The 25900-nt window shown below is 47.2% G+C and carries 16 protein-coding genes; 7 read left to right on the top strand and 9 right to left on the bottom strand.

What is annotated here, in order from left to right; translation table 11 throughout:
• Window positions 1-126 precede the first annotated feature (126 nt).
• The gene (locus tag BACSA_RS08285) at window positions 127-2328 is read left to right on the top strand and encodes a S9 family peptidase (protein ID WP_013617662.1); all 2202 of its coding nucleotides are present in this window, start codon (window positions 127-129) and stop codon (window positions 2326-2328) included.
• Window positions 2329-2442: 114 nt separating this feature from the next.
• Window positions 2443-3294, top strand: a complete 852-nt coding sequence (gene lipA / locus BACSA_RS08280) for a lipoyl synthase (RefSeq protein WP_041583945.1) — start codon at window positions 2443-2445, stop codon at window positions 3292-3294.
• Between the two features lie 127 nt (window positions 3295-3421).
• On the opposite strand, the gene BACSA_RS08275 is transcribed toward lipA, so the two are convergent.
• The 3 genes from BACSA_RS08275 to BACSA_RS08265 are packed head-to-tail and all read right to left on the bottom strand — an operon-like array spanning window position 3422 to window position 6012.
• Window positions 3422-4126 carry an SAM-dependent methyltransferase gene (locus BACSA_RS08275; RefSeq protein ID WP_013617660.1) on the bottom strand — a complete coding sequence of 235 codons (705 nt, stop codon included), beginning with the start codon at window positions 4124-4126 and terminating at the stop codon, window positions 3422-3424.
• A 32-nt stretch (window positions 4127-4158) separates the two neighbouring features.
• On the bottom strand, window positions 4159-5148 hold the full coding sequence (locus BACSA_RS08270; protein ID WP_013617659.1) for a gliding motility protein GldB-related protein: 990 nt from the start codon (window positions 5146-5148) through the stop codon (window positions 4159-4161).
• 6 nt (window positions 5149-5154) lie between these two features.
• Window positions 5155-6012, bottom strand: a complete 858-nt coding sequence (locus BACSA_RS08265) for an enoyl-ACP reductase FabI (protein WP_013617658.1) — start codon at window positions 6010-6012, stop codon at window positions 5155-5157.
• Between the two features lie 376 nt (window positions 6013-6388).
• Between BACSA_RS08265 and BACSA_RS08260 the strand changes: the two genes are divergently transcribed.
• The 3 genes from BACSA_RS08260 to BACSA_RS08250 all read left to right on the top strand — a co-directional run bounded on the left by BACSA_RS08260 (window position 6389) and on the right by BACSA_RS08250 (window position 11149).
• Complete coding sequence (locus BACSA_RS08260) at window positions 6389-7996, top strand: glycoside hydrolase family 28 protein (protein ID WP_013617657.1); 1608 nt, start codon at window positions 6389-6391, stop codon at window positions 7994-7996.
• Between the two features lie 103 nt (window positions 7997-8099).
• Window positions 8100-9323 (top strand): DUF4861 domain-containing protein, encoded by a 1224-nt coding sequence (locus BACSA_RS08255; RefSeq protein WP_013617656.1) that lies wholly within the window; start codon window positions 8100-8102, stop codon window positions 9321-9323.
• A gap of 155 nt (window positions 9324-9478) precedes the next feature.
• The gene (locus BACSA_RS08250) at window positions 9479-11149 is read left to right on the top strand and encodes a glycoside hydrolase family 43 protein (protein ID WP_041584314.1); all 1671 of its coding nucleotides are present in this window, start codon (window positions 9479-9481) and stop codon (window positions 11147-11149) included.
• A 222-nt stretch (window positions 11150-11371) separates the two neighbouring features.
• Here the strand turns inward: BACSA_RS08250 and BACSA_RS08245 are convergent, their stop codons facing one another.
• The 6 genes from BACSA_RS08245 to BACSA_RS08215 form a co-directional block, all read right to left on the bottom strand.
• Window positions 11372-13069, bottom strand: a complete 1698-nt coding sequence (locus BACSA_RS08245) for an alpha-amylase family glycosyl hydrolase (RefSeq protein WP_013617654.1) — start codon at window positions 13067-13069, stop codon at window positions 11372-11374.
• 198 nt (window positions 13070-13267) lie between these two features.
• Entirely contained in the window at window positions 13268-14353 is a 1086-nt protein-coding gene (locus BACSA_RS08240; protein ID WP_013617652.1) for an HpaII family restriction endonuclease, read from the bottom strand.
• A 259-nt stretch (window positions 14354-14612) separates the two neighbouring features.
• Complete coding sequence (locus BACSA_RS08235) at window positions 14613-15395, bottom strand: porin family protein (RefSeq protein WP_013617651.1); 783 nt, start codon at window positions 15393-15395, stop codon at window positions 14613-14615.
• Between the two features lie 25 nt (window positions 15396-15420).
• Complete coding sequence (locus BACSA_RS08230) at window positions 15421-16530, bottom strand: PCMD domain-containing protein (RefSeq protein WP_013617650.1); 1110 nt, start codon at window positions 16528-16530, stop codon at window positions 15421-15423.
• Between the two features lie 162 nt (window positions 16531-16692).
• On the bottom strand, window positions 16693-18027 hold the full coding sequence (locus BACSA_RS08225; protein ID WP_013617649.1) for an NADP-specific glutamate dehydrogenase: 1335 nt from the start codon (window positions 18025-18027) through the stop codon (window positions 16693-16695).
• 604 nt (window positions 18028-18631) lie between these two features.
• Window positions 18632-20920 carry an NADP-dependent malic enzyme gene (locus BACSA_RS08215; protein ID WP_013617647.1) on the bottom strand — a complete coding sequence of 763 codons (2289 nt, stop codon included), beginning with the start codon at window positions 20918-20920 and terminating at the stop codon, window positions 18632-18634.
• A gap of 304 nt (window positions 20921-21224) precedes the next feature.
• Between BACSA_RS08215 and BACSA_RS08210 the strand changes: the two genes are divergently transcribed.
• Both BACSA_RS08210 and BACSA_RS08205 read left to right on the top strand, forming a co-directional pair.
• Window positions 21225-22430, top strand: a complete 1206-nt coding sequence (locus BACSA_RS08210) for an efflux RND transporter periplasmic adaptor subunit (RefSeq protein ID WP_013617646.1) — start codon at window positions 21225-21227, stop codon at window positions 22428-22430.
• A gap of 41 nt (window positions 22431-22471) precedes the next feature.
• The gene (locus tag BACSA_RS08205; RefSeq protein ID WP_013617645.1) at window positions 22472-25900 is read left to right on the top strand and encodes an efflux RND transporter permease subunit; all 3429 of its coding nucleotides are present in this window, start codon (window positions 22472-22474) and stop codon (window positions 25898-25900) included.

The raw sequence follows: 25900 nt of genomic DNA, 5'->3' as shown, positions 1-25900 counted from the left end.
GGTAGAAAAACAAATACTAGGAAAGGACATTTCCGCAATGACTGCATAAAATCAATGTCGGGCGAATTTCAATATTCCCGCATTTTTTATACCTTTGCCCCGATTAGAATTTTAATTGTCACGAAAATGAAAAAACTTATCACTTTAAGCTGCCTGCTCGTGGCGTTCGTATGTGCATTCGCACAGCAGAAGGTAACGCTGCAAGACGTGGCTGACGGAACATACCGCCCCCAAAACATTTATGGCATCAAGCCGATGCTGGACGGTGAGCATTACACACAAATCAGTGCCGACCGGAAACGGATTGTGAAGTATTCGTTTAAAACCGGAAAAGAAGTGGAAAGCATATTCGATGTGGAAACCGCGCGCGATTGCCCCATCAAGTCGTTTGATGATTACATCATGTCGCCCGATGAAAAGCTGATTCTCATCCAGACCGAGACAAAGCCTATCTACCGCCGTTCGTTCACGGCAGAATATTACATTTATAATATAAGGAACAATACCATAGAACCGCTTTCGAAGAACGGGCCGCAACAAGTGCCGCTCTTCTCGCCCGACGGATTCCAAATCGCTTTTGTACGCGACAATAACATCTTCCTTGTCAAATTGCTCTTCGGCAATAGCGAGTCGCAAGTGACAAAGGACGGAGAATATAATAAGGTATTAAACGGTATTCCCGATTGGGTATACGAGGAAGAGTTCGGCTTTAACCGTGCTTTCGACTTCAGTGCCGATAGCAAGATGATTGCTTACATCCGCTTTGATGAAAGCCAAGTGCCGATGTTCAGCTTCCCGTGGTACAAAGGCATGGCACCCGAACGCACGGAGTATGCCACATATCCCGGCGCTTATACGTATAAATACCCCAAAGCCGGCGAAGTGAACTCGAAAGTGAGCGTACATACTTTTGATATCAAGAGCCATGTGACCCGTAAAATGGATCTTCCGCTTGATGCGGACGGTTATATTCCCCGCATCAAATTCACGTCAGACCCTGAGAAACTTGCCATTATGACCTTGAACCGCCACCAGAACCGGTTCAACGTGTACATGGCAAACCCGCGGAGCGCCATCTGCAAGAGCATCATCCGCGACGAATCGGAACAGTACGTTAAGGAACAGGCATACAGCAACATCCGTTTCTATCCCGAAAACATCGTGCTGATGAGTGAGCGCGACGGATACAATCACCTCTATTTATATACAATCGGCGGAAACCTGGTGCGCCAGGTGACCAAAGGCGAGTTTGAAGTAAAAGATTTCTTGGGCTGGGATCAGAAGAACGATGTGTTCTATTACACCAGCAACGAGGAAAGCCCGCTCCGGAGTGCCGTTTACAAAATAGACCGCAAAGGAAAGAAAACGAAGCTTTCCACGCGGACGGGGACCAATACCGCTATTTTCAATACAAACTTGACTTATTACATCAATAAATACTCCAGCAAAGACACTCCGACCCTCATCACAATCAATGACAACCGGGGACGGGAACTGACCACCTTGCTTGATAATGGCAAGCTGAAGGGGCAGCTCGCCACCCTGAATATGCCTCAGAAAGAATTCTTCACCTTCCGCACTACGGAAGGCGTAGAGCTGAACGGCTGGATGATGAAACCTGCCGGCTTCGACCCGAACAAGAAGTATCCGGTCATCATGCACCAGTACAGCGGTCCCGGCTCGCAACAGGTGTTAGACGAATGGGGCATCGGAAGCTTTAGCGACGGAGGCATGTTCGAAGCCTACATGGCAGACCACGGTTACATCAGCGTATGCGTGGACGGACGCGGTACAGGCGGACGAGGGGCTGCATTCGAGAAATGCACGTATCTTTTCCTCGGTGTAAAGGAATCGCACGACCAAGTAGAGACGGCACGCTATCTCGGCACCTTGCCTTATGTAGACGCCAACCGTATCGGAATCTGGGGCTGGAGCTACGGAGGATATACGACATTGATGTCAATGAGCGAAGGTACGCAGGTCTTCAAGGCTGGTGTGGCAATAGCCGCTCCCAGCGACTGGCATTTTTACGATACGGTATATACCGAACGCTTTATGCGCACTCCGAAAGAGAACGGCGACGGATACCGTGCCGGTTCTGCCATTCTCCGGGCACCGAAGCTTCACGGAAACTTGCTTCTGATACACGGTACGGCAGACGATAACGTGCATTATCAGAATTGTGCCGAATACAGCGAGGCGCTGGTACAGGCGGGCATCCAGTTTGATATGCAAATCTATACCAACCGCAACCACGGCATATCAGGAGGAAACACCCGGACACACCTGATGAACCGCGTAGCGAATTTCTTTATTGAAAACCTGTAATGTGATTTTCACCACAGATTACACAGATAAAAAAGGATTAAGAACTTGCCACAGAGAGAATACAGAGAAAAATATTTTTTAATCTGTGTAATCTGTGGTGAAATAACATATACCATGGAACACGTAAGAAAGCCTGAATGGCTCAAGATACAAATCGGTGCCAATGCCCGTTATGCCGATACCAAACGCATCGTAGATACACACAAGCTGCACACCATTTGCTCCAGCGGGCGCTGCCCGAATCTGGGTGAATGTTGGGGAAAAGGAACTGCTACCTTCATGATTGGCGGAGCCATCTGTACCCGTTCGTGCAAGTTCTGCAATACCCAAAGCGGAAAGCCGCTTCCGCTCGACCCGGAAGAACCCCTGCACGTAGCGGAGTCTATCCGTCTGATGAAGCTGGACCATGCAGTCATAACCTCGGTAGACAGAGACGATTTGCCCGACTTGGGAGCCGCGCATTGGGCAGAGACCATCCGGTGCATTAAGGAAATGAACCCTGATACCACCCTTGAAACACTTATTCCGGATTTTCAGGGGCGTGCCGAACTTATCCGGCTTGTCATCCATGCGTATCCCGATATCATTTCACACAATCTGGAAACCGTAAGGCGCATCACCCCGCTGGTGCGGAGTGTAGCTACATACGAACGGAGCCTGCAAGTGATACGGATGATAGCCGAAAGCGGAATTACGGCAAAGTCGGGCATAATGGTCGGTTTAGGAGAGACACCGGAAGAAGTAGAACAGACGATGGATGACCTGCTTGCATGCGGATGCAAGATTCTGACTATCGGGCAATATCTCCAGCCAAGCCGGAAGCATTATCCCGTAGCGGCATACATCACTCCCGGGCAATTCCAGAAGTATAAAGAGATAGGCGAAGAAAAAGGATTCTCTACCGTAGAGAGCGGTCCGCTGGTCCGCTCCTCGTATCATGCGGAAAAACACATCCGGTTCACTTGATAAACGCAACCGCCTGCGATGGCTGATGCAAGCGGTTGGGATGTCCGATGTAGCCGCTTGCGTAGGGCAATACATACGGATGCGTTTCCGCATGCGCTTATCCGTTCCGTCATCCGGGCGAAAAGCCTCATTTATAAATTAAGAAGATGCAGGGGATTTTAGACAAATCGGGCAAATGCCCCTTCCATTCCCGGATGGTCTTTGTCTTGATGTATTCGCCTTCACACGTGATGTTGGCGGCTATGCAAAGCTTGGTTTGCGGGCGGCAGGTCTTTAAGATATCCTCTGCCATTTTATTGTTCCGGTACGGAGTCTCGATGAACAATTGGGTCTGGGATTCGCCGTAAATGCGCTGTTCCAGCTCTTTTATACGTTTTATGCGCTCGGAAGGGTCGATGGGTAAATAACCGTGAAAAGCAAAGCTTTGTCCATTGAAGCCCGAACCCATTACCGACAGGATGATAGAAGAAGGGCCTACCAGCGGAACGACCTTTAGGTTTTTGCGCTGGGCAATAGCCACGACATCGGCTCCCGGGTCGGCTACGGCAGGGCATCCGGCTTCTGAAATTACCCCCATCGGATGTCCTTCTTCCAAGGGGCGGAGATAGCCCGACACCACTTCCGGAGCGGTGTGCTTGTTCAGCGGATAAAAAGCCAGTCCGTCGATATCGATGTCCCGGTCTACTTTCTTCAGGAAACGCCGTGCCGAGCGCACGTCTTCTACGATGAAATGCTTGATTTGTAAAATGATTTCTTTGTTATAGGAAGGAAGAACACGTTCGATAGCCGTGTCACCCAATGTAACCGGCAATAAATATAATGCTGTATCCATACTTAAAAAAACTAATTAGGTAAAGCCGTCCTTTATTCGAGTGTCAGCTCTCTGAAATCTTCACACTCCAGCAAGGCTTTTATGCTCATGTCGGGGTGTTCTTTCATGAACTTTTCGGTAAGTTGCATGCCTATCCATATTCCGATAACGGGAGGAATCCGTTCACCCTTTAAGATAATGTTCGGGTCGGGATGCGTATAAGCCCTGATAATCATCGGATCTGTACTTTCCAGATGCTTCCTGCTCACCATCCAGTTCCATAAAGCCTTTTCGTTCTTTTTGCACCACTCCGTTTCTTCTTCCGTGTAGTCCAGCATTTCGGCATTTGATTTTATTTCCAATGCCTTGCGTGCCACCCAGTTGATTTTGCCTTGATGCATGATTACATCGAACAGGGTGCGGCGCCCTCTTTCCCATCCGAAGGGATATTGGCTCATCAGATAAAAAGTAAAACAGTCGGGGAGGATGCGCTCGGGCTTCATCGAGCGGCGCTGGTAAGCGTAATAATAACGCTTGTAGAGCGGATAGTCTTCGCCCATATACTTGTCGAGGCTGAATCCTAAAAGGCTGTCTCCTACAACGATGGATTGGTTTAATGCCGAAATTTGCGAGTAGACCGAAGGTATCGGGATAGAAGGCACTTCTTCCTTCAGCCGTTTGAACCCCTTCGTCAGTTTTTCTTCTATCGGACGCATGTCGCTGAACTTTTCTTCGGCATCCTGCATCAGGCGGAACAGGATGGAGTCGGCATAATAGGCGCACATGCGCTCGTTGATGTTCGGATCGTTCACTTTGCCCAACATCAATACGTCTTCTATCAGAATACGGGTCGCCTGAGGGCAATCCAGATTCATGCGTTGCACCGCCGCTATGCTGTTCATTGCGGTTGCTTCGTATTGCAAACGGTCGTAACGGAACACTTTTATACCCCTATCAAGCAAAGCGTCATTGCCTTGCATGTCTGAACGGCAGGATGCAAGGGCAATGACACTTACCAATATGAATATAATGCGTTTCATCATTATGTGTTATCCGTAGATAATGTTTCCGTTTTCGTCTTTGTATTCATCCAGTCCTTTTTCGTACGTAGCCATTGCACGCAAGCTCATGCCCACGCTTGAGAAACCTCCGTCGTGATACAAGTTCTGCATGGTCACCTTACGGGTCAGGTCAGAGAACATCACGATGCAATAGTCCGCACATTCGTCTGCCGAAGCGTTGCCCAGCGGAGACATGCGGTTGGCAAAGTCGAACAGTTTGTCCATGCCTTTCACTCCCGAACCTGCGGTAGTCATCGTCGGCGACTGGGAAATCGTATTGATGCGTACGTTGTGCTCGCGTCCGTAAATGTATCCGAAGCTGCGTGCGATAGATTCCAGCAATGCCTTTGCGTCTGCCATATCGTTATAGCCGTAGAATGTGCGTTGTGCAGCTACATAACTCAAGGCTACAATCGAACCGTACTCGTTGATGGCATCCAGTTTCTTCGCGCTCTGAATCATCTTGTGGAACGAAACGGCTGAAATGTCCAGTGTCTTGTTCAACATGTCGTAGTCCAAATCATCGTATGTACGTTTCTTGCGTACGTTGGGCGACATGCCTATAGAGTGTAATACAAAGTCAATTTTGCCGCCCAATATTTCCATTGAACGCTTGAACACGTTTTCCAAATCCTCTACACTGGTTGCATCTGCCGGTACAATCTCGCAATTCAGTTTCTCTGCCAATGCCGAGATTTCACCCATACGCACCGCTACCGGGGTGTTAGACAATGTAATGGTTGCACCTTCTGCAACAGCCTTTTCTGCTACCTTCCATGCGATGGACTGCTCGTTCAACGCACCGAAAACAATACCTCTTTTTCCTTTTAATAAATTGTAACTCATACGTCTTAAACTATAAATTTATCGCAAAGATACAAACATTTCTGTTAATAGCACTTTTTTCTGGGATTAAATCTCAAATATGAACGATTTTACATCCAAAAGATTAGATATTCCATGTCCGACCAATTATTCCTGTTTAAAACAGCGATTTTGCACATTTTTTTCACCTATTCAGTCAAAAACTTCACATGCGTCTGAATAAAAATCCTTATATTTGTCAACACAAAAGAGGTTTTTCATTATTTTTTATTAAGGTTAGAAATTAGGTTAAACAAAGTCTTTATTATCCGGACCTGCCGGTTTTCTGGGAAGAACACCGGCAGGTGGGGGATAATAAAAAGGAAAATGAATTCTAAAACTTTAAAATTATAGAGGCATGATTAAATTCAACACGTTAAAACAATGGCTTCTTTCATTAGGAGCCGCTACTTTTGTTTGGAGTGGAGCGGCGAATGCTCAAACTGTTTCGCCCGTCATCTCGGATGAGGTATATAGCAACCTGCCATTCCAAATGGCTAAGGTGCAGCAACCTACATTCCCTGACCATTCTCGTTCTATCACCGAATTCGGTGCTGTGGCAGACGGGATAACCTTGAATACTGAAGCGTTTGCCCAAACAATTGATGCTGTATCTCAGCAAGGGGGAGGTACGGTCGTAGTGCCTGCCGGTTTGTGGCTTACAGGTCCGATTGTGCTGAAAAGCAACATTAATCTGCATTTGGAAGAAAATGCGTTGGTGCTTTTTACGGCTGACCATACGCAATACCCCATTATAAAGACTTCCTTCGAAGGATTGGAAACGCGCCGTTGCCAATCGCCGGTATCTGCGAACGGGGCTGAAAACATAGCCATTACCGGTAAAGGAGTCATGGACGGGAACGGTGATACATGGCGTCCGGTAAAGAAAGGGAAGATGACTGCAAGCCAATGGAACAAGCTGGTGGCTTCGGGCGGCGTGCTTAATGAAAAAGGAGACATCTGGTATCCGAGCGAGGGCTCTATCAAAGGCGCAAATGCCTGCAAGGATTTCAATGTGCCCGAAGGCATCGAGACCGAAGAAGATTGGAACAGCATCCGTGACTGGCTCCGTCCTGTGTTGTTGAGTTTCATTAAATGCAAGAAAGTGCTGCTCGAAGGGGTGACTTTCAAGAACTCGCCCAGCTGGTGCCTTCATCCGTTGTCATGCGAAGACCTTACCGTATATAATATAAGTGTATCGAATCCTTGGTATTCGCAAAACGGAGATGCGCTTGATATCGAGTCTTGCAATCGGGTTTTGGTTCTTAATAGCAGCTTTGATGCCGGAGATGACGGCATTTGCATCAAGTCGGGTAAGGACGAAAGCGGACGCCGCAGGGGGGAACCTTGCCAGAATATCATTATCCGAGACAATGTAGTGCTTCACGGGCATGGCGGTTTTGTAGTAGGCAGCGAGATGTCTGGAGGCGTGAAGAATATTTACGTTGATAATTGCACCTTCTTGGGAACGGATGTCGGATTGCGTTTCAAGAGCACACGCGGCCGTGGCGGGGTAGTGGAAAACATCCACATCAATAACATCAATATGATTAATATCCCGAACGAGGCGCTTATCTTCGACTTGTTCTATGGAGGCAATGCGCCGGGTGAAGGAGATGCTCCGGGTGCTCCGAAAGAGGAAGTTGTGCCTCCGGTAACCGAGGAGACTCCGGCATTCCGTGATATCTTCATCAAGAATGTCACCGCAAAGAATGTAGGACGTGCTGTATTGTTCAATGGACTTCCCGAAATGCCTATCAAGAACATTTTCCTTGAGAATGTAACCATTTCCGATGCAAAGGACGGCGTGACATTGAACCGTGCCGAAAACGCGACCCTGAAGAATGTGAAAGTTATTACGACAAAAGGTGGCGATAACCTGAAGATGATGGGGGTAACCAACATTACCGTAGGAGATAAGAAGTACGAAAAAATCGGAAATAAGGCCGAGTCTTATAAATTCTGACCGCATTATCATTAGGTACCGGTTGGCATGCACGTATTAAAAAGCCTCTCCGCACTTAGTTGCTAGCCAACGGGTACCTAGTTGCCTAAATAAATTGACACTTATGAAAACATTCGCTATTATTGGCTTAGCATGGCTGGCTGGAAGTATCTCTGCTTCCGCACAAAGCTCAGAGAAAACATTTCAAGTGATTGTGGAAAATCCTTGGCAGACTGAAAAGGCCGATGAGCCTGTCGTAATAGACCTTCATACATTAAAAACAGACTTTACGGTAAAATCTGCCGTTGTATCCGACGGAACTTCTGAAATACCTTCCCAGTTGGACGATATGAATGGGGACACCCGTGCCGATGAACTGGCATTCGTCGTCAATGTGCCTGCACAAAGCAAAAAGACACTGACCGTCACCCTTTCTCCGAAAAAAAGCGATAAGGTATATCCCGCACGTGTTTTTGCCGAAATGTTGTTCCGTACTTCCAAGAAAAACCAATATGCCAAAGGGTATGCCATTTATGCCGATGGAAACGCTTATACGTATACCATTCAGCAACATCATGGCATCGCTTTCGAAAGCGAGCTGGTAGCATACCGCATTTATTTCAACGAAAAGCAGACCACAGACCTTTATGGCAAATTCCGCAAGGGACTGGAAATCGAGGAAAGCCAGTTTTATCCTACCGATGAGCAATTGAAGCGGGGATTCGGGGATGACGTCATCAAGGTGAACAATAGTTGCGGAGCCGGAACGCTCCGTGGATGGGACGGCACGCAGACTACCATGATTCAGCCCGTTGACATCCGTGGCCAGCGGATTCTTGCCGACGGTCCGGTACGTACCGTAGTAGATGCCGAAGTGAAAGGCTGGCAATATCAGGGTAAAGAACTGAATATGATAAACCGTTACACCCTCTATGCCGGACACCGTGATGCACAGGTGGATGTGATTTTTGATGCTCCGCTGACCGATGAAGTGTTTGCTACCGGTGTGCAAAACATAACCGGACATGCCGCAATGTATTCCGACCATGAAGGACTCGTAGCAAGCTGGGGAACCGATTGGCCCGTAAACGATACGGTGAAGTATAAAAAGGAAACGGTAGGTCTTGCTACGTATATCCCTAAGAAACTGGTCGTAAAAGAAACCGCCGACAAGGAGAACTTCCTTTATACCGTGAGCGCTCCCGGCGAAAGTTCATTCCGTTATTACACGTCATTTACATCGTGCAAGGAAACGTTTGGATATCCGACCAAAGAAAAATGGTTTGCTTACGTGCAAGAATGGAAGAAGTATTTGGAACAGCCTGTTAAGATACAAGTCATCGAGTAAGTAAGGTTGCGGTGTGCTGCCCATACTCCGGCATTTGACCTAAAGTATAAAGAATCATAAAATTTGCCCGGCAGGGCAGGTAAACCGCATATCTCAATCGTAATAGGCAAAAAGTGAAAATTTAAATTGTAAACCGTAAATTGTAAATGTACAAGATGAAACAACTTCTACTCTCCATGCTGCTGGGAGGCTGTATGCTTCCTGCGCTACACGCTCAAGATAATTATGTATCGGAAGTATGGGTAGCCGACCAAGGTGACGGAACGTATAAAAATCCGGTTCTCTACGCCGACTATTCCGACCCCGATGTCATCCGTGTGGGCGAAGATTATTACCTCACTTCATCCAGCTTCGGATGTTTGCCCGGACTTCAGGTGCTTCATTCCAAAGACTTGGTGAACTGGAGTTTCGCAGGTGTTGCAGTGCCTCATGCCTTGCCTCCTGTAACCGATACTGCCCCTCAGCACGGAAACCGTGTATGGGCTCCCTGCATCCGTCATCATAACGGAGAGTTTTATATCTTTTGGGGAGACCCCGACCAGGGTATCTTTATGGTGAAAGCCAAGGATGTGAAAGGACCGTGGTGCGAACCGGTATTGGTGAAAGCAGCCAAGGGAATTATTGACACCACTCCGCTTTGGGACGAGGATGGACGTGTATACCTGGCTCATGCTTACGCCGGAAGCCGTGCCGGACTGAAAAGCGTCATTGCTGTATGCGAATTGAGCGCCGATGCCACCCGTACCATCGGACCCTCACGAATCGTATTCGACGGACACGAAGCGCACGAAACCTGCGAAGGTCCCAAGTTCTACAAACGCAATGGATATTATTACATGTTTTTCCCTGCCGGTGGAGTACCGACGGGCTGGCAGGTAGTAGCACGCTCGAAAAACGTATATGGCCCTTACGAATGGCGTACCGTGATGGCGCAAGGCGACAGCCCTGTCAACGGTCCTCACCAAGGCGGATGGGTAGACACACCTACAGGCGAAGACTGGTTCATGCATTTTCAGGATGTAGGTGCGGCAGGACGCCTTGTACACCTCCAGCCTATGAAATGGGTGAACGATTGGCCCGTTATCGGTGAAGATAAAGACGGAGACGGATGTGGTGACCCTGTATTGACTTGGAAAAAACCGGATGTGGGCAAAACGTATCCGATTTGCACTCCGCAGGAAAGTGATGAATTCAACACCAATATTCTTGGCTTGCAATGGCAATGGAACGCAAATATCAACGATAAGTGGCATTTCTGCGATGAGGAACACGGGTGCCTGCGCCTCTATTCTTATCCAGTAACAGAAAACTACAAGAGCTTGTGGGATGTGCCCAATATGCTGCTCCAGAAGTTCCCTGCACCGAGTTTCAAGGCAACCATGAAACTGAAGTTCGCTCCTATCGCTAAATACAAGGGCGAACGCACCGGACTGGTGGTGATGGGTATGGACTATGCCGGAATCATTCTTGAGAGCACGGAAAGCGGACTGGTGCTCTCACAAGTGGAATGCAAGAAGGCAGACCGTGGAGGAACAGAAACCGTCAATGCCAGTGTGCCTCTGAAAGAAAACGAAATCTACCTGCGTGCCGAAATCACCTCTACCGGCGAGAAGATTGGAAAGAGCGAAGGCGGACACGACCTTGTCGTGATGTGCCAGATGAGTTATAGCACGAATGGAAAGAAATTCCAGAAGTTAGGCAAGCCTTTCCAAGTGAAAGAAGGCAAATGGATAGGTGCCAAGGTGGGTACTTTCTGCACCCGTCCTGCTATCGTCACCAATGACGGAGGATGGGCAGATGTCGATTGGTTCCGTATCGAAAAGTAAGTTAAAGTTAGATTAAATAAAAGTCACACAAGCATTCCGGTTCCTGCAACCGCTGCAATGCTTACAAAGAGGATGTTGCACATCGTGTGTGCGGCATCCTTTTTTGGTTGTGTATTCTTGAATATGTATACAAAATGAATTAATATTTCACCACAGAGGTACACAGAATCTTTAATTCTCCTTTGATACTCTGTGTTTCTCTGTGGTGAATGGATATATAATTTAAAAGTACAGTTTCAGCATTTTTCCGCTCAATGCCGGCAGGTCTAATGTAATGGATTTGTCGGGCATCCACGAAATGACTTCTTCTTTTCCTGACAGCAAATCGGTAGCCGTGTACTTTTCTAATGTGGGCATTTGCAGGAAATCGAATGCGTGTTGCGGGATATTTACACCGATATGTACCGGTATCGATTCGAAATTGGCAATGACCAGTAACGCTTCGTTTTCGTATTTCCGCAAGAAAGCGTATTGGCGGTGCTCGTTCATCAGCCAGCCTCCGCAGTTTACGTACATCAGGTCGAAGAACTCTCCTTTTGCTATCGCCTTTTCCGTATGGCAGAGGTTCAAGACGTGTTGGTAATAGTGGCGGATTTCTTTTTCCTTGTTATTCAGCAGATGCAGGTTGTAGCGTCCGTGATTGCTCCAACGCCGGATGCTGGGGACGCTCCAGTAATCGAATATCGTGGTGCGTCCGTCCCGTCCGCTGAATCCTTCTTCCTCCATGCCTTCCTCTCCCAATTCCTGTCCGAAATAAATCATCATCGGATTGGTGTTCATACATGCCGAGACTAACAGTGCCGGGAGTGCCTTGCGTGCGTCTCCGGCAAAGAAATCGGACGCAATGCGCTGTTCGTCGTGGTTTTCCAGAAAATTCAGCATGTGCGGCTGGATGTCGTTCACGCTTTGCCAGCATCCGGTAATGGCTGTAGCCGAAGCATATCCGCATACCAGCGCACGCAGGGTGTCATACAGTCCGACTTTATCGTACAGATAATCGAAATGTCCGTTGTGCAGGTAATTCCGGTATTCATTCGGGTTATACACTTCGGCGATGAATATCAGTTTGGGGTAATGTGCCTTTACCTGCGGAATCACCCAGCCCCAAAACTCGCACGGAACCATTTCTGCCATGTCGCAGCGGAAGCCGTCGATTTCTTTTCCTGCCCAGAACAGCAGGATGTCGCGCATTTTTTTCCATGTATCGGGAATGGGGTCAAAATGATTCCCGGTATTCCCGATATAGTCTGTACCGTAATTCAGTTTGACCGTTTCATACCAGTCAGTCTTGTTCGGATATGCATCGAAGCGGTTGTTCCCTGTCGCTTTAGCCGGCATTTCTTCGTACCATCCTTGTTCTTCGTCGTGCAGGTCAATCTCTCCGCCCAAGTGTGTGCCGGGAATGTAATAAAAGTTGTTGTCCGGAGCAAATGCTTTTGAGGTGTCATCGTCTTCGCCCAAGTTTTTCACGCCTTCGGGTTTGGCTATTGAATGGTATTGGCGTGCCACATGGTTGGGTACAAAATCGATGATTACGTTCAGCCCGTTCTTGTGCGAACGCTCTACCAATGCTTCGAATTCTTCCATGCGGTGTTCTACAAGCACAGCCAGGTCGGGGTCAATGTCGTAATAATCCCGGATAGCATAAGGCGAGCCTGCTTTTCCTTTTACAATGGAGGGGTGATTGCGCGGAATGCCGTATGCCGAATAATCGGTTTGCGAAGCATGGGCGATGACGCCGGTGTACCAGATGTGGGTGGCTCCCAGTTTTTTTATCTCGTGCAACGCCTTATCGGTAAATTCATTCATCTTGCCGCACCCGTTTTCTTCCAAGGTCCCGTTACGCTTGTTGCGTAGCCCTTTATTCCCGAACAAACGGGTAAACACTTGATAGATAATTATTTTCCCTTCTTGTTCCATAGTCGTGTTTTTTTTAATGTGCTAATAAACAATGTGCTAATGTGTCAATGTGCTAATGTGTTAATGTGATGATGGATAATGCGAACATTGCCACATTGTTTATTGTCACATTGTTTATTGTCACATTGTTTATTGTCACATTGTCGCATTGTTTATTGTCACATTGCCACATTGTTTATTAGCACATTGTTTATTGTCTTATCGTTTCATCAGTCCCACTTTTAAGTTCAATTTAAAATAATACGCGCCGTTTTCGCGTTCCAGATAGCCGTATTTGTCTTTCTGAACCGGACCTTTTTCCAATCGGGTATTTTGGAACAGGAAATCGGCAAACACTTGCCTGAAAGCGCGCTGGTAGCATAATACTCCTCCGTCTCCTGTCACAAACAGGCATCCGTCGATAGCTGATTCGATGCCGGTATAGACTTTTGCCGGACGCATGCCTGTAGCAATGGCAAGCAGGAATTCTTTTACCTTGTACTCATAATAGCCGTGTTTGGTAATTAGCTCATCCTTGATTTTCAGCGGATTCAGTTGTTTTACCGCCTCCGTAAGCTCAGATACCTTTGTGATGCCGTTCAGCCACATCAGGCGGGTCATTTCGCCTAACATGCGTCCCATGTGAAGGTCGAGCATCGAAAGGTTGCTTCGGAATATTTTGTCTGCCACATCGTTGTATTTCAATATGCCGCCCAACCGTTCAATCATCTGCATGCGTCCCAGCACATCGTCTTCTTCGCCGAACGCATTGATTTTATTTATCGTAGGCGAAGCAAACTTTATTCCTGTCTGCTCGAACTTGAAGTTTGCCGTGCGCCCTCCGTCGAGCAAAGGATAAAGCGTCCCGATACGCGAACGGACGCAAAGTCCGGTTAGCGGAGCTTCCTCGCTATAGAATGCCACTTTCAAGTCTGTACGGTCATCTGTCTTCGCTTCTAAGTCGTAAATGGCTGCTTCGTCTAAAAAGCCTTCCACACCGTCGGGCGAAGTTACATTCTCTCCTTCGGTTTCGCGCAAAGCCTGCAAAATCAAGTCGGCTACCGTGCCGAAATCTTCCCGTGGAATGCGCTTGTCTATCGTTTCACCCCAAATCCGCACGTCGTTCTTGCCTACGATGTAATTGCGTGTACCGTCATGTTCTTCCCGTTGCACTCGTGCCACAGGCAAGCAACATGTTTCGTTCTGTTTCACATCCGGTGTGCCGGCATATACATATCCGTCTGCCAGCAGACGGAAAAACGCATACAGTTCGCTCCATTCTTTCTTCGTTGCGTCAAAAGCCATACTTGTCTGATTATTTAATGGTTTCTTATGTGGATGCAAAGATAAGTAAAACGAATGTTAATAGAAAAGCTTCTGTGAAGCTATTTTGTTAAACAATGCTACGGCGCGAATAATTTTCTTCGTATTGTTTGCTATTTCATCAAAAGTCACTACCTTTGCACTGTGTTTTTCATAGTATTAGATTTAAGGTTAACAAAAGGTTGGAGTACGGCGGTACTCCTTTTTTTTGCCCTTATGTTTCTTGCGCTGTTCAAAACAGTTAGAACAGATATCCGAATCCGATATTCAGATAAATGGGATACATGGCGAACGTGATGGTCTTGAAATCTTTCTGGAAGATGTCGTTCAGTCCCCAAGTCAGATCGGCGTGTACGGTAAGGTGTTTATAGGCGCGCCATGAACCACCCATCTGCAATCCCCATTGGAAGTGGCGGAGGTCTTCGGAAAAGTCATAGGTCGCGATGTTGTCGCCTGTAAAGTTGACACGGCTTCCGGTAGCGTCGGGGGTGCGGAGATGTCCTTCGTAGACGTTCCCGTTGAAGTCGCCGTTCATCATGTATGACAGATAAGGTCCGAATACCAGTTTCCAGCGTTCGCTGATTTTATAATTGGCAAGGATAGGGATGGAAAGCAGCGACATTCTTACTTTCGTTTTTACGCCTCCGGTCCAAAGTCCTTGTATTTTCCCTCCGGTTTCGCTTAATATTTCCATACCGTAGTTTTTTACCGTGGCTTCGGTAGTCATGCTTTTGCTATCTAAGCGTACTCCTACGCTTACGCCCCATTTTTTTGCTTCATCTACCCATTTCGTGGCGTTTCCTTCAATGGTAATGGCAAGTCCCGGTTTGTAGCTGTCTATGCTTCTGATTTCGTGAGGAAACGGAAGGGGGGATGTGCCTCCGATATTGACTCCTGCCTTGAATTCGTATTCCAGCCCGTGCAGGGTCGACCAGATTAAGCCTTTGTGTTCGGGTTGTTGCGCTTGTACAGTGCTGAAACCCAGCGTGAAGAGGGTGACGAGGATAAGTATGTATTTTTTCATATCGTTTGCTTGTTTTTAGGGGTTATTATTCACAGATGACTTCCACTTCGTCTATGCAAAGTTCGCTTCCTACCGCTCCGCGGAAATATCCTCCTCCGATGCTGGAAGAGAAAACGATAGCCAGTTTGTATTTGCCGTCAGCCAGTCCTTCTTCGTCTATCGTCTTGCCGTTTTGTGCCTCGAATGGCAAGTCAAAGTAGGTCCATTCATCGGTTTCTTTCATGTCGGAAATGCGTGCCATCAGTGCTATGTTCTCGTTAATGGCTCCTGTCAGGGGAAGCGCGTCGCCTTCCAAGGTATAGTCGCTGGTCGGTGCTTCGTAGAGTAGGGCATAGATGTCGCCCATGTCGGTTTCTCCTTCTACCACCTGTTTGTCTTCATCGGTAAACACTTCTCCCCGTTTATATTTGTACCAGCCGGTAATGCGTACGGGCAGTTTGGTGAAAGGAAATCCGAAACGGGTGGCTCCGAGCGGGTCTATAACGGCATTTTGCACATCAAACGATCCTATAAACAGATTGCCTGCCGCAATAGGCATGCCGATAGGCTCTCCGAAAGAACCGGTATCACTGGTAGTAAGACGCACGCATTTGCCGCTGTAGCCTATTGGTCCCTGTACGGTAGGGTATTGAGTCTCATCGAGTGCCATGCCGCTCAGTTCGTAGCCTGGGTTTCCGCTTGCCCACTGCATGATGCCCGACTCATTGGTGAGATAGAAAATATGATAGGGCGTAGTGGCGCGCAGGTTTTCGAACGAATAATGAGTGGGAAGTTCCATTTTGTTGATGCGGACTACATACGTGGCGGTTGTGTTTCCGTCTTCCGATGTCACGGTGAACCTGCGCAATGTGCGTTGGCTGAAATCGTAATACGGAGGCTGGTCGCCTGCTTCTGTTTCATCGGCTTGAATGGTTGCGCCGTCGGCAAGCGTGAAGTTCAGTTCTTGCTGTGATACATCTGTGCCGTCGAGTACATAAATTTCTATTTCTTTGTGGGTGGCATCTATGCTTGCCAGTTGGATGTTTTCGCCTGTGCAGTCATCGATGGCTGCTTCTACGTTCAGGGCTTCGTCTTGAATGCACGAAGACACCGCCAGGGTAAGAAGGAACCCTGCAAAGATTTTTCGGATATTCATAACATTATCGGCTTTAGCGTAATAACTCGGCAAAGATAATGAAATAAGTGTAACTATTGATAAAGTGAGTGTTAAAATAGGAATGGCGGGGAAGGGTAAGCGTAAAAAAAATCCGGCTTCCTGTGACGGAAGCCGGATTGAAATTTGTCGCACCTGTATAAATTATACGATGCCTTGAGCCATCATGGCATTTGCCACTTTCATGAATCCGGCTACGTTGGCACCCTTTACGTAGTTGATGTAACCGTCGGGTTCTGTTCCGTATTTCACGCAAGCTTCGTGGATGTTCTTCATGATGCTCTTCAGCTTTTCGTCCACTTCTTCCTGGCTCCAGCTCAGCTTGATGGAGTTCTGAGTCATTTCCAGACCTGATACAGATACACCACCGGCATTGGCAGCCTTACCCGGTGCATAGAGAATCTTCGCTTCCTGGAATACACGGATTGCTTCGGGGGTAGAAGGCATGTTGGCACCTTCGGATACAGCGAATACACCGTTGGCAACCAAAGCTTTGGCATCATCGCCGTTGATTTCATTCTGTGTGGCAGAAGGCAGGGCAATGTCGCCTTTCTCGTTCCAAGGACGTGCTCCGGCTACGTATTTGCAGCCGTATTTCTCTGCATATTCGCGGATACGTCCACGGTACAGGTTCTTCAGTTCCATGATGTAATCCAGTTTTTCGCGGTCGATTCCGTCCGGATCGTAGATATAACCGTCTGAGTCGGACATCGTAACTACTTTCGCACCCAGCTGAATCAGTTTTTCTACTGTATATTGTGCTACGTTTCCTGCACCTGATACCAGACAGGTCTTGCCTTTGATGTCGATGTTGCGGGTCTTCAGCATTTCGAGCAGGAAGTAGATATTTCCGTAACCTGTTGCTTCGGGGCGAATCAATGAACCGCCGAATTCGCGTCCTTTACCGGTAAGCACACCGCTGAATTCACGGGTCAGTTTCTTGTACATACCGAACATGTAGCCTACTTCACGTCCGCCTACACCGATGTCACCGGCAGGTACATCGGTTTCAGGACCAATGTGACGCCACAATTCCAGCATGAAAGCCTGGCAGAAACGCATTACCTCAGCGTTTGATTTGCCACGTGGAGAGAAGTCTGAACCACCTTTGCCTCCACCCATCGGGAGTGTAGTCAATGAGTTCTTGAATGTTTGTTCGAAAGCCAGGAACTTCAGGATACCGAGGTTTACGGAACTGTGGAAACGGATACCGCCTTTGTACGGGCCAATGGCGTTGTTATGCTGTACACGGTATCCCATATTGGTTTGGATGTTGCCTTTATCGTCCATCCACGTTACACGGAACTGGTATACACGGTCTGGAATACACAAGCGTTCAATCAGATTCACTTTGTCGAATTCAGGATGCTTGTTGTATTCTTCTTCGATTGTACCTAACACTTCTTCTACTGCCTGATGGTACTCAGGTTCATTCGGAAATCTTCTTTTCAGATCTTCCAATACTTTAGCTGCATTCATTCTTCTAATCTTGTTATTGGTTATTAAATATTCTTCTCGTTGTTTGATGTGGCAAAAGTATAGATTATTTTTTATTTGTGCAACAATTTAGTAAGAAAATCAATGGAAAAACATCAAAAAGTTGTTTTTGTTTCGTTTTTGTGTAGAAATGACTACTTCTGTCACTTCTTTTTTAACGCTTTGACAATTGGAATGAATACCAGAGCGCCTGAAATGAGTATCGTCATGATAAGCATGCCGTCAATTTGCGGGCTGGAAGTAAGGACAATGAAGCAAAGTGCTGCCCAAGCCAAGGCTAACACGACACATTGTGAAGGAGTGAGTGGTTTTCGCATAAAGGTCAGAGTATAAAAAAGGTGTATGGTGATAGAAGAAACGCAGATTCGCGCAGATTCTCGCGTTGACGAACATAAGTGACATGGTCGACTCACTTATGTGAAACGTCCGAGTTACTTATGTGAAACGGTCGAGTCACTTATGTTCATCAAAATGCATGATACATCTCTACGGTGATGGCAATCTACAATATGCACATTTCAATGCCGCTTAAAGTATAATCTGCGAAAATCTGTGTAAATCTGCGTTTCAAGACAGAGGCATAAATTTATTCTTGGTTATGCAACTTCTTTTCCACGATGGCATCGATGCAGGCGATGGCGGTGATGTTGACGATATCGCGCACCGAACTTTCGATGTCGGTAAAGTGAATCGGTTTGTTCAGTCCCATCTGAATCGGGCCTATCACTTCTGTTTCACTCATGTTCTGGATGAGTTGATAGGTGGCGTTGGCAGAAGTCAGGTTGGGGAATACCAGGGTATTGACTTCCTTGCCCTTCAAGCGGGTGAACGGATATTTTTCATCACGCAATTCGTTGTTCAATGCGAACTTGACTTGCATTTCGCCGTCGATTGCCAAATCGGGGAATTCGCGGTGCATGTAATTGATGGCTTCGTGTACTTTTGCCGGGCTTCCTTCCTGGTCCGAACCGAAGTTTGAATAAGAAAGCATCGCTACTACCGGTTCCTGATTGAAGAAACGGACTGCCTTTACTGACAGTTTGGCGATGTCAATCAACGCATCGGTATCGGGATGGCGGTTGATTAAGGTGTCGGCTATGAAGTAAGTGCCTTTCTTCGAGTTCAGGATGTGCATGGTGCCGAAATGTTTGTATTCGGGCTGGATGCCGATGACTTCTTTGGCAACTTTGATGGTGTTGGAATACTTGGTGTACAGACCGGTTACGAAAGCATCGGCTTCTCCTGTCTCTACCATCATCATGCCGAAGTAGTTGCGTTCGAACATCTTGTCGTTTGCTTCTTGATAATTTGCTCCTTCACGGGCACGTTTCTCGCTCAAGATGCGTGCATAGCGTTCGCGGCGTTCTGCTTCACGGTCATGACGCAAGTTGACGATTTCGATGCCTTCCAAGCTTAAATCCAGTTCTTTGGCAAGTTTCTCGATGCGTTCTTCGTTGCCCAACAGAATCGGGTGGCAGATGCCTTCGGCTTTTGCTTCTACCGCAGCTCTCAACATGTTGGGGTGGATGCCTTCAGCAAATACGACACGCTGCGGGTTCTGGCGTGCGGTTTCGTATAACTGGCGGGTGAGCTTGTTTTCTTGTCCCATCAGTTCGCGCAAGTGGTTCTTGTATCCGTCCCAGTCGGTGATGTGTTTGCGTGCTACTCCCGAATCCATAGCAGCCTTGGCTACAGCCATAGACACTTCGGTTATCAGGCGCGGGTCAACCGGTTTCGGAATGAAATAATCGGGTCCGAAGGTCAGGTTGTTGACATGGTAAGCGTTGTTTACTACATCGGGTACCGGTTTCTTTGCCAGTCCGGCAATGGCGCGTACGGCTGCCAGTTTCATTTCTTCGTTGATGGCTGTGGCACGGGTGTCGAGTGCGCCGCGGAAGATGTAGGGGAATCCGATAACGTTGTTGATTTGGTTCGGGTAATCAGAACGTCCGGTCGACATTAATACATCCGGGCGTGATGCCATGGCATCTTCGTACGAAATTTCGGGTGTCGGGTTTGCCAATGCGAAAACAATCGGGTGAGAAGCCATGCTGCGTACCATGTCTTGTGTCAGGACATTCCCTTTGGAAAGTCCCAGGAATACATCGGCGCCTTTGATGGCTTCGGCTAATGTATGTACATCGGTGCGGTCTGTCGCAAAGAATTTCTTCTGTTCGTTCAGGTCGGTACGCTCTTTGGTTATGACCCCTTTGCTGTCCAGCATCAGGATGTTTTCCAGTCGCGCTCCCAGTGAGATGTAAAGTTTGGTGCATGATACGGCAGAAGCTCCGGCTCCATTTACTACAATCTTTACTTCTTCTATCTTCTTGCCTGCTACCTCCAGCGCATTCAGCAGTCCTGCACTTGAAATAATGGCGGTTCCGTGCTGGTCATCGTGCATGACCGGGATGTCCAGTTCTTCTTTCAGCCGTTGTTCGATTTTGAAGCACTCAGGTGCTTTGATGTCTTCCAGGTTGATGCCTCCGAATGTCGGAGCAATCGCCTTTACAGCTTCGATGAATTTGTCGGGGTCTTTTTCGTTTACTTCAATGTCGAATACATCAATGCCTGCGTAAATCTTGAACAGTAATCCTTTTCCTTCCATGACCGGTTTGCCGCTCATGGCACCGATGTCTCCCAATCCCAATACGGCGGTTCCGTTCGAAATAACCGCTACCAAGTTCCCTTTGTCTGTGTAGTCGTATGCCGTGTCGGGGTTCTTTTGGATTTCCAGGCACGGTTCCGCTACACCGGGAGAATAAGCTAAAGACAAATCACGTTGGGTTTGATAAGGCTTGGTCGGTACGACCTCAATTTTTCCTGGCTTGCCTTGCGAGTGATAAAGCAGGGCAGCTTCTTTTGTTATTTTCACCATTTTCTTATAGATTTATCGTTAATGTGTAGCGCAAAAGTAAGAATAAAATGACAAATGCACGATATTTTGGCTTTAAAAACTCTAAATTATAGAATTGAAACATTTTTTAGTCGATAGAATTTGTCATTTGGTCGGATATTTAGGACTAAATGTAATAACTTCCTTGTTTTATGGTTATTCTTAGTTAAACACCTATCTTTGTATAGAGAGTTTTTTCTATCTTTGCACTGCTAAAAACGAGTGCGTTTGAGAAAGTATTTCATAGGCAGCAAAATAAAAATAAGAAACACTAACAGTTATATTTATGAATATGAGCATGAAAAAAAACAGAAGTTTTTCTTCTAGCCGGATAGCCCTTTTGGCATTGGGCATATCGGCATTGACTGCATGTAGCAGCCAAGGCGGTAAAATGGGTGATGACGAGTTCACAGTACAGGAGGTGACTTCTACTTCCAGTAATCAGGTGACAAAGTATCCGGCAACAATCAAAGGTTTGCAGGATATTGAAATCCGTCCGCAAGTGTCGGGATTTATCGTGAAATTGTGTGTAGACGAAGGTGCTACCGTTCATAAGGGACAAGCGTTGTTCCAAATTGACCCCACACAATATCAAGCAGCGTTTGATCAGGCTAAGGCGGGGGTTGAGTCTGCGAAAGCAAATCTGAAGACTGTTTCGGAAACGGAAGTGAACAAAAAGATGCTTCACGAACAGAAAATCATCAGTGATTTTGAATATCAGACTGCCGTCAACAACCTGTTGACTGCTAAGGCAAGTCTGGCACAGGCTGAGGCTTCGTATACTGCTGCCAAGCAGAATTTGGGATTCTGTACGGTGACTAGCCCTTCGGACGGCGTTATCGGTACGTTCCCCTACCGTATAGGTGCGCTGGTAAGCCCGTCGGTAGCTGATCCTTTGACAACGGTTTCTCAAATCGGGGACATGTATGTGTATTTCTCGCTGACCGAAAAGGAACTGTTGAACCTGACCAAGGCAGGAGGTACACTGAAAGAGCAATTGGAGAAGATGCCGGAAGTGCAGCTGGAACTTTCTGATGGAAGCGTTTATGCAGAAAAAGGAAAGATTGATGCCGTGAGCGGTGTTATCGACCAGGAAACCGGTTCGGTAAGCATGCGTGCCATTTTCCCCAATAAGCAGAATATCTTGCGAAGCGGAGGTATGGCGAACATTATCTTCCCTTATACAATGGAAAATGTATTGTTGGTTCCGCAGTCGGCTACGGTAGACATCCAGGACAAGAAGTTCGTTTACGTATTGCAACCGGACAGCACAGTGAAGTATACGGAAATCCAAATCTCGAACTTGAACGACGGCAAGAACTACATTGTGCTTGACGGTTTGAAGTCGGGCGATAAGATTGCCGTAGAAGGTGTAACCCGTTTGAGCGACGGTATGAAGATTACTCCGATTACCCCTGCCCAGAGAGAAGCCAAGTATCAGCAGGCTTTGAAAGACCAGAGAGAAGGCAATCTGGCTACAGCTTTTAATTGATTCAATACGTAAATATCGTTATATAATATATAAGGTATAGAATGAAACTAGATAAATTTATTAACCGTCCGGTATTATCAACCGTTATCTCAATTTTGTTGGTAATCTTGGGTTTTATCGGTTTGGCTACTTTGCCAATTACCCAATATCCGGACATTGCGCCGCCTACCGTTTCGGTTAGTGCGACCTATACAGGTGCCAATGCGCAGGCTGTATTGAACTCTGTGATTTCTCCGTTGGAGGACCAGATCAATGGTGTGGAAAACATGATGTACATGCAGTCTACCGCTACCAATAACGGCTCGGCACGTATCACAGTGTATTTTAATCAAGGAACTGACCCCGATATGGCGCAGGTCAATGTGCAGAACCGTGTGACTCAGGCTCAAGGTCTGTTGCCTGCTGAAGTAACACAGGTCGGTGTGACCACCATGAAGCGTCAGACCTCTATGTTGATGATTTTCTCTATCTATGATAAGGAAGACAAATACAACATCGAGTTCCTCGAAAACTACGCAAGTATCAACTTGATTCCGGAAATCAAGCGTGTAAGCGGTGTGGGTGATGCCAATGTGATGGGTACCGACTACTCCATGCGTATCTGGTTGAAACCGGATGTGATGGCGCAGTATAAGTTGGTACCGAGTGACATTACGGGGGTATTGGCAGAACAGAACGTGGAAGCTGCTCCGGGACAGTTCGGTGAACGCGGTAACCAGTCGTTCCAATATACCATCCGTTATAAAGGACGTTTGTCGAGCGAAACAGAATTCGGCGATATTGTCATCAAGTCTTTGCCGAACGGTGAATTGCTTCGCTTGAAAGATGTAGCCGAAATGGAATTGGGCCGTTTGACTTACAACTTCAACAATACGGTAAACGGTCATAAGGCTGTATCTTGTATCGTCTATCAGATGGCAGGAACCAATGCGACGGAAACCATTGCTAACTTGGAAAAAGTGCTTGCCGAATATGAAAAGAATCTTCCCGAAGGCTTGGGTATCAACATTGCACAGAGTGCCAACGACTTCTTGTTCGCTTCTATTCACGAGGTTGTCAAGACGTTGATTGAAGCATTTATCCTGGTGTTTATCGTAGTATATATCTTCTTGCAGGATATGCGTTCTACGTTGATTCCGGCGATTGCCATTCCGGTAGCTTTGATTGCCACTTTCTTTGCCTTGAAGATTATCGGCTTCAGTATCAACTTGCTGACCTTGTCGGCTATGGTGCTTGCGATTGCGATAGTCGTCGACGATGCCATAGTCGTCGTCGAGGGTGTCCACGCCAAGTTGGACCAGGGGTATAAGTCAACGCGTGAGGCATCTATCGATGCCATGAGCGAATTGGGCAGCGCCATCGTTTCCATTACGTTGGTGATGATGTCTGTGTTCATTCCGGTAAGTTTCATGAGTGGTACGGCAGGTACCTTCTATCAGCAGTTCGGTCTGACCATGGCAATTGCCATCGGTTTCTCGGCATTGAATGCGTTGACACTTTCTCCGGCGTTGTGTGCCTTGTTCTTGAAACCGCATACTACGGAAACTACGTTGAAAGAACGTATGGGTACGGCTTATAAGGAATCGCGTAAGATTCTCGTGGCACGGTATACAGACGCTCTTGGTAAGTGGATGAACCCGAAGATTGTCATTCTCTTTACAATCGTTGCTATTTTGGGTATGATTTTCGGCTTGTTCAGTTTTGGAGAACATCCGGTGCTCTGTATCGTGATGATTATTATCAGTGTCTTGGCTTTTGCCGGTATGACTACCGACAAGTTCAAGAACTCGTTCAACAAGTCGTATAATTCGTTGCTGGCAAAATATAAGAAACGTGTTGTATTCTTTATTCACAAACGCTGGCTGTCAATGGGTATGGTTGCCGGAGCGATTGTGCTTTTGGTCGTATTCATGAGCATTACACCTACCGGTATGGTGCCGAATGAAGATACGGGTACCATTATGGGTTCTGTGACTTTGCCTCCCGGCACTTCTCAGGAACGTGCACGTGAAGTATTGGCACAGGTGGACAGCCTGATAGCTGCCGAACCTGCCGTTCAGTCACGTACGGTGATTTCCGGTTTCAGCTTTATCGGTAGCGGTCAGGGACCTTCTTACGGTTCTATTATCATCAAGCTGAAAGACTGGGAGGAACGTTCTACGCAGCAAAGTTCAGATATTGTGGTCGCTACGTTGTTCATGCGTTCACAGAAACTCTTCAAGGATGCGCAAGTACTGTTCTTTGCACCTCCGATGATTCCGGGTTATTCTATTTCAACCGATATCGAGTTGAACATGCAGGATAAGACCGGTGGTAGTCTGGATCACTTCTTCCAGGTGGTAAACGACTATATTGCCGCTTTGCAGGAGCGTCCGGAAATCAATTCGGCTTCTACCAACTTTAACCCGAGCTTCCCGCAATATCAGTTGGATATTGATGCGGCAGCTTGTAAGAAGGCGGGTATTAGTCCGAGCGATATTTTGACAACCATGCAGGGCTACTTCGGTGGTATCTACGCATCTAACTTCAACAGCTTCGGTAAGATGTACCGTGTGATGATTCAGGCAGAACCCGATGCTACAAAGAACTTGGAGTCGTTGAACGGAATCAAGGTGCGTGGCAGTGACGGCGAGATGGCTCCTATTTCGCAGTTCGTATCGCTGAAGAAGATTTACGGTCCGGATGTCATCAGCCGTTTCAACCTGTATACTTCTATTCAGGTGATGGTTTCTCCGGCAGCCGGTTATTCTTCGGGTCAGGCATTGCAAGCGATTGCTGAAGTAGCAAACGATAACTTGCCTGCCGGTTTCGGTTACGAATTGGGAGGTATGGCGCGTGAAGAGGCACAGACCACCAATACGACAGGAATTATCTTTGTGCTCTGTCTGGTATTCGTTTACCTGTTGCTGAGTGCACAGTATGAAAGTTACCTGTTGCCTTTGGCAGTATTGTTGTCAATACCTTGCGGTTTGTTGGGAAGCTTCCTGTTTGTCAACGGTTTCTCGGCATTGGGCAGTATTCCGGCATTGAAGATGGTATTGGGAACTATGTCGAACGATATTTATATGCAGATTGCGTTGATTATGTTGATGGGTCTGTTGGCAAAGAATGCCATCTTGATTGTAGAGTTCGCGCTCGACCGTCGTAAGCAGGGTATGAGTATATCTTGGGCAGCTGTCTTGGGTGCTTCCGCCCGTCTGCGACCGATTCTGATGACTTCTTTGGCAATGATTATCGGTTTGCTCCCGTTGATGTTCGCCTTCGGTGTAGGTGCCCACGGTAACCGTACATTGGGTGCTTCGGCTATCGGCGGTATGTTGATTGGTATGATTTTCCAGATTTTCATCGTTCCGATTTTGTTCGTGACGTTCCAATGGTTGCAAGAGAAAGTTAAACCGATGGAATGGGATAGCTTGGACGAAAGCGAAGTGGAATCTGAAATTGAACAGTATACTCCTACTAAACGATAA

The organism is Phocaeicola salanitronis DSM 18170 (assembly GCF_000190575.1).
Lineage (GTDB): Bacteria > Bacteroidota > Bacteroidia > Bacteroidales > Bacteroidaceae > Phocaeicola > Phocaeicola salanitronis.
Note: the sequence above shows the minus strand (reverse complement) of the source record. Positions and strands in the feature narration are given on the sequence as shown.

What these genes read in the sequence shown, in the direction of transcription:
- BACSA_RS08260 (WP_013617657.1), top strand. Translation starts at nt 6,389, where the DNA reads ATGATTAAATTCAACACGTTAAAACAATGGCTTCTTTCATTAGGAGCC.
- BACSA_RS08225 (WP_013617649.1), bottom strand. Translation starts at nt 18,027, where the DNA reads ATGAATGCAGCTAAAGTATTGGAAGATCTGAAAAGAAGATTTCCGAAT.
- BACSA_RS08285 (WP_013617662.1), top strand. Translation starts at nt 127, where the DNA reads ATGAAAAAACTTATCACTTTAAGCTGCCTGCTCGTGGCGTTCGTATGT.
- lipA (WP_041583945.1), top strand. Translation starts at nt 2,443, where the DNA reads ATGGAACACGTAAGAAAGCCTGAATGGCTCAAGATACAAATCGGTGCC.
- BACSA_RS08265 (WP_013617658.1), bottom strand. Translation starts at nt 6,012, where the DNA reads ATGAGTTACAATTTATTAAAAGGAAAAAGAGGTATTGTTTTCGGTGCG.
- BACSA_RS08250 (WP_041584314.1), top strand. Translation starts at nt 9,479, where the DNA reads ATGAAACAACTTCTACTCTCCATGCTGCTGGGAGGCTGTATGCTTCCT.
- BACSA_RS08245 (WP_013617654.1), bottom strand. Translation starts at nt 13,069, where the DNA reads ATGGAACAAGAAGGGAAAATAATTATCTATCAAGTGTTTACCCGTTTG.
- BACSA_RS08255 (WP_013617656.1), top strand. Translation starts at nt 8,100, where the DNA reads ATGAAAACATTCGCTATTATTGGCTTAGCATGGCTGGCTGGAAGTATC.
- BACSA_RS08230 (WP_013617650.1), bottom strand. Translation starts at nt 16,530, where the DNA reads ATGAATATCCGAAAAATCTTTGCAGGGTTCCTTCTTACCCTGGCGGTG.
- BACSA_RS08215 (WP_013617647.1), bottom strand. Translation starts at nt 20,920, where the DNA reads ATGGTGAAAATAACAAAAGAAGCTGCCCTGCTTTATCACTCGCAAGGC.
- BACSA_RS08235 (WP_013617651.1), bottom strand. Translation starts at nt 15,395, where the DNA reads ATGAAAAAATACATACTTATCCTCGTCACCCTCTTCACGCTGGGTTTC.
- BACSA_RS08270 (WP_013617659.1), bottom strand. Translation starts at nt 5,148, where the DNA reads ATGATGAAACGCATTATATTCATATTGGTAAGTGTCATTGCCCTTGCA.
- BACSA_RS08210 (WP_013617646.1), top strand. Translation starts at nt 21,225, where the DNA reads ATGAATATGAGCATGAAAAAAAACAGAAGTTTTTCTTCTAGCCGGATA.
- BACSA_RS08240 (WP_013617652.1), bottom strand. Translation starts at nt 14,353, where the DNA reads ATGGCTTTTGACGCAACGAAGAAAGAATGGAGCGAACTGTATGCGTTT.
- BACSA_RS08275 (WP_013617660.1), bottom strand. Translation starts at nt 4,126, where the DNA reads ATGGATACAGCATTATATTTATTGCCGGTTACATTGGGTGACACGGCT.
- BACSA_RS08205 (WP_013617645.1), top strand. Translation starts at nt 22,472, where the DNA reads ATGAAACTAGATAAATTTATTAACCGTCCGGTATTATCAACCGTTATC.